3 protein-coding genes are annotated in these 4740 nt (G+C 69.9%); all 3 read right to left on the bottom strand.

Features of this window, described 5'->3' with window-relative positions; genetic code table 11:
• Positions 1 to 557: 557 nt before the first annotated feature.
• On the bottom strand, positions 558 to 1898 hold the full coding sequence (locus ACFU99_RS33475) for an MFS transporter (RefSeq protein WP_384399228.1): 1341 nt from the start codon (positions 1896 to 1898) through the stop codon (positions 558 to 560).
• 99 nt (positions 1899 to 1997) lie between these two features.
• A complete protein-coding gene (locus ACFU99_RS33470; RefSeq protein WP_384399225.1) occupies positions 1998 to 3092 on the bottom strand; it encodes a TolB family protein in 1095 nt (364 codons plus the stop codon).
• A 219-nt stretch (positions 3093 to 3311) separates the two neighbouring features.
• Complete coding sequence (locus ACFU99_RS33465; RefSeq protein WP_384399222.1) at positions 3312 to 4397, bottom strand: branched-chain amino acid aminotransferase; 1086 nt, start codon at positions 4395 to 4397, stop codon at positions 3312 to 3314.
• Positions 4398 to 4740: the final 343 nt, after the last annotated feature.

Below are 4740 nucleotides of genomic sequence, written 5' to 3'. Positions count from 1 at the left end.
GGTTGATGCCTTCACGCTGCGCGCCGTCGCGCAGCGTGGTGTCGAAGACGTGGAAGGCGTCGTCGGGCGCGGCCTGCGCGTCCTTCTCTGCGTCCTTCTGTGCGTCCGTCATGCTGATGTGACTCCTGTCGGGATCTCGGTCTACCGGAATGACCGGCTCCACCGTCTCCCTACGCCCTCCGCGCCGATCGCCTCCGGCGGGGTGGGTGCCGGGAAACGAAAAAACCTCTCGCGGGTGCGAGAGGTCTGCGCGCGGGTCTTGAGACACGGTTTCCGCGCCGTACTCGGGTGGTACGGGGCGGTCACTGCGGACCGGCGCGCCTGCTGCCAATAATCATGGCGAACGAGAGCACGGTGCGATGCTCGCACAGCGGCCGGGCGCTGCGCTGGGCCGTCTCACCATCCGGTCAGAGATTCGCCCTCAAACGCCGGGCGGGCTTGATTGTGTGCGCCGATCCGCACGTAACTCAGCCCGCCCGGCGCTTGAGGGCATCAGTAGCCCGCGCTCAGGTCGAGCCGCACCGAAATTCCAGCCCGGCCGGCGATTGAGGCCACAGTCAGGCGCGTTCGGGGATCGTGTGCGGGGACGACTCGGGTGAGGTATCCGCCGGCTGCCGGCCAATGCTCTTCAGGTCGATATCCCTGGTCTCGCGCATGCTGAGGTAGACGATCAGCGAGACCGCCGCGCACCCCGCCACGTACCAGTAGAAGCCCGACTCGATGCCGCCCTTCTTGAACCAGAGGGCCACGTATTCCGCCGTGCCGCCGAAGAGCGCGTTGGCGATGGCGTACGGGAGGGCGACGCCCAGGGCTCGTACGCCCGTCGGGAAGAGTTCGGCCTTCACGCAGGCGTTGATCGAGGTGTAGCCGGTGACGATGACGAGCGCGAGGAGCGCGAGGCCGAGCGCGGGCCAGAAGGAGCCGGCGTGCTTGAGCAGCGTCATGATCGGCACGGTCAGGAAGGTCGAGCCCACCGCGAAGGTGATCAGCAGCGGCCGCCGCCCGATGCGGTCCGAGAGGGCGCCCGCGACCGGCTGAAGACACATGAAGAGGAACAACGCGACGAAGCTGACGAGGGACGCCGTCGGCTTGTCCATGCCCGCGCTCTTGGAGAGGAACTTGGTGAGGTACGTCGTGTACGTGTAGTACGCGACCGTGCCGCCCATCGTCAGCGCGATCACCAGGAACGCCTCGCGCTTGTGCCGCAGCAGCGCCTTGAGCGTGCCGCGCTGCGCGACCTCGGCCGCGTCGGCCGCGCCTTCCTCGTCCGCCTCGTACACCTCCGTCTCCAGCAGGTTGCGGCGCAGGTAGAAGACGATGGCGGCCCCGACGGCGCCGACGATGAACGGGACGCGCCAGCCCCAGCTGTGCAGCGAGTCCTCGGACATGGTCCGCTGCATCACGATCTGCAAGCCGAGGCCGACGAGCTGGCCGGCGGTCATGGACACGTACTGGAAGCTGGACGCGAAGCCGCGCTTGCCGGGCGCGGACGCCTCGGTGAGATACGTCGCGCTGGCCGCGTACTCGCCGCCGACCGACAGCCCCTGGAGCAGCCGGGCGACCATGAGGACGGCGACGCCGCCGTAGCCCGCGACCGCGTAGGTCGGGGCCACCGCGATGAGGATCGCGGAGGCGGACATCAGCGTGACGGTCAGGGTGAGAGCTGCCTTGCGTCCCTTGCGGTCACCGATCCGGCCGAGCAGCCAGCCGCCGACCGGTCGCATGAAAAAGCCGACGGCGAAGATCCCCATGGTGTTCATGAGGTTGGCGGTGTCGTTGCCCTTGGGGAAGAACGCGTCCGCAAAGTACACGGCGAACGTCGCGTACACGAACCAGTCGAACCACTCGACCATGTTGCCGGCCGAGCCGACCCAGATCTTCTTCCAGTGCTGTCCCATGGTCGATCACGGTGGCGGAACGGACCTGTCCACGACAAGAGCCGGGTCGGCAACGATCACGCTTCTTTCTACGTGCCGCGCCGCGCCGACATCGGTCCGCTACCGCAGCCGCCGCACGAAGACGTCCGCGAAGCCATTGGTGTCCCCCGGTACGAGGTCGTCGGCCCCGGAGCCGAAGGCGAGGCTCTTCGCGTGCGCCGACAGCGACCCCGGTCCCGCCGACGCGGGGGCGTCGACCACGGTCCGGTCGTCGCCGGAGCGCAGGTCGCGCAGGTGGAGCTTGGACGCGCTGTCCGCGTACAGGACCTGGCGTCCGTCGGGGCTCAGGGCACGCGCCTGTACGCCGGGGAGGTGGACCGTACGGCCGGTGCGCAGGTCGCGTACGTACGCGTCCGGGCCCACGTTGTACGCGACGGTACGGGCGTTGCTGCTGAGCTGCACGAGGCTCGCGGGGGCGACGTCGTGGGAGCCGTCGATCTGCTCGCGTTCTCCCGTGACGAGGTCCTTGACGACGATGTCGTCGGTGTCGGGGCCCTCGCCCAGGCGGCGGTGGGTCTGGTACGCGATCGTCTTGCCGTCGCCGCTGATCGAGCCGTCCGTCATGTCGAACTGCTCGGGCGTCGCGTCGTGGCTGGCCTTGATGTTCTCGCCGGTCTGCCGGTCGCGGACGTACACGGCTCTGGGGTCGGCGGGGTGGTGCGGCTTGTCGGTGTAGGCGGCGTAGCGGCAGTCGGCGCTGAGCGAGGTGAGGGTGGAGCCGCCGCGTGCCTGGCCGAGCAGGTCCCGCTTGCCGGTCTTCATGTCGTGGACGATGCCCTGGATGTCGTGGGCGCCGTAGTCGTTGAAGCCGACGCAGTTCGCGTCGGCGCTCATGCGCAGCCCGTACAGGCCGTCCCGGACGAAGGTGACCGTGCCGGTGCGCAGGTCCTTGACGAAGGTGTCGGGGAACGGCGAGCCGGTGTCAGGGGTCAGGTTGGTGGCGCGCGAGGTGAAGGCGACGTACCGCCCGTTCGCGCTGATCACGCCGCCGCCCGACGCGGCGTCCGCCTGGGCGCCGTCCGCGGCGACGCTGGCTCTGACCGTGCGCGGACGGTGCGCGGCTCCTGTATCGGCTGCGGTCGCGGCGGGCAGGGCGGCGGCCGTGAGCGCCCCCGCCAGGGCCGTACCGATGGCCGCTCGTACAGCGATGGACATGATTCCCCCCGGAACATGCGAATCCCCCCGGCCCTTCGCCGAAGGCCCAGGGGGATGCAACCGCACCACGGGAAGCCGGTCAATGCGCCCGGATGCGTACAACCCGGCCTCATGATCGCGGGTCCGCGAGGGGGGCGGGGCACAGGTTGACGCGTAAGGGCCGCCCCCACGACGCTGCGTCGGGGACGGCCCTCGGGTGCGCGCGGCGTCAGCCGACCGTCAGCCCAGGGGGTGCATCCAGCCGTGGGCGTCCTCTGCGGCGCCGGTCTGGATGTTCAGCAGGGCCTCGCGGAGCTTCATGGTGACCTCGCCGGGGGTGCCGTCGCCGACGGTCCAGTCGGCGCGGGCGGACTTGACCGAGCCGACGGGGGTGATGACGGCGGCGGTGCCGCAGGCGAAGACCTCGGTGAGGGTGCCGTCTGCGTTGCCGGCCTTCCAGTCGTCGGTGGAGACGCGGCCCTCGCCGGCCTCGTACCCCAGATCGATGGCGATCTTGAGCAGCGAGTCGCGGGTGATGCCGGGGAGGAGCGAGCCGGTCAGCTCGGGGGTGACGATCTTGTTCCCGTACACGAAATACAGGTTCATGCCGCCCATCTCCTCGACCCAGCGGCGCTCGATGGCGTCCAGCCAGACCACCTGGTCGCAGCCCTGCTCGGCGGCCTGCGCCTGCGCGACCAGGGAGGCGGCGTAGTTGCCGCCGGTCTTCGCGGCGCCGGTGCCGCCGGGGACGGCGCGCACGTACTCCTCGGAGAGCCAGACCGAGACGGGCTTCACGCCGCCGGAGAAGTAGGCGCCGGCCGGCGAGGCGATGACGATGAAGAGGTATTCGTTGGCGGGCCGCACGCCCAGCCCGACCTCGGTGGCGATCATGAAGGGGCGCAGGTAGAGGGAGGCCTCGCCGCTGCCGGGGACCCAGTCCTTGTCCTGCTTGACGAGCGCGTCGCACGCCTCGATGAAGGTCTCGACGGGGAGTTCCGGCATGCCGAGGCGGCGGGCGGAGGACTGGAAGCGCTCGGCGTTGGCGTGCGGGCGGAAGGTGGCGACGGTGCCGTCCGGCTGGCGGTACGCCTTGAGCCCCTCGAAGATCGTCTGCGCGTAGTGCAGCGTCATGTTGGCGGGGTCCATGGACAGCGGCGCGTACGGCACGAGCTGGCCGTCGTGCCAGCCGCGGCCCTCGGTCCAGCGGACCGTCACCATGTGGTCCGTGAAGAAACGGCCGAACCCCGGTTCCGCCAGGATGCGCTCCCGCTCGGCGTCGGACAGGGAGTGTGCGGAGGGCTTGAGCTCGATCGTGGGCGTCGTCATGAGTGGTAGTCCTTCACAGTTTCAGATGTGGTGGACCGCGCTCACTCCGTCCCGGTACTGCTAGGACGTCCGAGCTTCCCCTCATTACCGCGGCCCCACGTCCGATTATCGCTCGGGTGGGGCCGTGGACAGAAACGTGTGCGCGGCCTGGGGTCGATGGTCGCACCCAACCGCGTGGTAGCACAGCGGCGGGCGCGAGCCCGTCGCTGTGTGATGTGGCGGCGGGCGTCAGCCCGCTACTCGTGCGCTGAGCGCGTCGCCGATCTCCTCGGTCGTACGGGCGGAGCCGTCCCGCGCGGTGAGATCGTCCGCGACGGCGGTCTCGATCCGGACGGCCTCGGCC

Source organism: Streptomyces sp. NPDC057654 (assembly GCF_042800135.1).
Taxonomy (GTDB): Bacteria; Actinomycetota; Actinomycetes; order Streptomycetales; family Streptomycetaceae; genus Streptomyces.
Note: the sequence above shows the minus strand (reverse complement) of the source record. Positions and strands in the feature narration are given on the sequence as shown.